Annotated in this window: 1 pseudogene; it reads right to left on the reverse strand. The window is 34.6% G+C overall.

Features of this window, described 5'->3' with window-relative positions:
• Positions 1-15 precede the first annotated feature (15 nt).
• Positions 16-1,129 (reverse strand): annotated as a pseudogene (locus AB1414_21225) (IS630 family transposase).
• Between the last annotated feature and the right edge of the window lie 62 nt (positions 1,130-1,191).

A 1,191-nucleotide genomic window follows, 5' to 3' on the forward strand; every position in this document is an offset into this window, starting at 1 on the left:
TAAGCTGTTGTGCATTTAAATTGTGATGAAAGCATTACCTTTGTTTTTGAGCTTTCGGCCCCACTTAATAACCAGCTCTCCTTCATTTAAAAGCCCATGTAATAAATACTCTAGCTCTTCAATTGATTTGAATAGTCGATTAGCTACATATTCTTTTGTAGAATGCCATACCAATTCAATTAAGTTATAATCCGGGCTATATTCCGGAAGAAATTCTAAATGAAGATTCGGCATCTCTGCTTCAATCTTATCGATATACTCTTCTTTCTTGTGAAAACTTGCATTATCAAGAATGATAACTATCTTAGCTCCTTTATCTGCAAAGTCTTTGGCTTGATTACCAGCTTCTACCCATTCGTAAATTAGCTCTTGATAAAAGATTTTAAGGACTTTGTAAAAGTTATCTGCATTGCCTTTATCCAGAAAGTCTACGAATCTTTTCTTATCTGAGTACCTCAGTCCTCCCATTACATTAACTCTTCCTTTCCTCCTATCCCCTCTAACCTTTTTTTGGCTTCCTTTTTTACCCCAATTTTTTCTTCTTATAACTCTTAAACTAAATCCACTTTCATCCCAAAACCATACCTGTAATTGTTCTGGGCTTGCTTTTTCTAGTTTTAAATATTCCTCTATCTTCTCTTTAAATGCTTTTCTTTTTTCAGGATTTCTTTTTGCTTCTAAACTATACTTTGCCCAGCGGTAGACGTACTTTTTTCTCTCTAATATCCTCCTGACCTGCGACCCACTTAATTGGATTCCCGTGATGTTTTCTAAATATGTTGCTAATCTTTGAGCTGTCCATCTACCAAACTCGTATCCTAATTCTTCTGGCTCTTTATCTATAGTTTCTAGGAGGATTTCTATATATTTATCTGTAGCTTTTTTATGGTTTCCCCTCATCCTCTCATCTTTTAAACTTTCTAGATTGTCTGGATCTCCATGAATACACTCTTTTAGACACTTTATTTATTGAACAACCCAAAAACTCGGCAATTTTAGCTTGCGTTTTTCCATCATTGAGCAGCAATAGCATGAGGATTCTTTCTCGGAGATGTCCATTTTCCTCCTCTTTTAAGGCTTTTTGTAGTTTTTTTACTTGCTCTGGAGTGAGATATTTTTTTGCTGGCATCTTGCACTTGTTAGACTAAATTTAATTTTACATTATACCCTATTTAAATGCTTAACAGCTTA

The sequence above is a fragment of the bacterium genome, assembly GCA_040755795.1.
In the GTDB taxonomy this organism is placed as follows: Bacteria; UBA9089; CG2-30-40-21; order CG2-30-40-21; family SBAY01; genus JBFLXS01.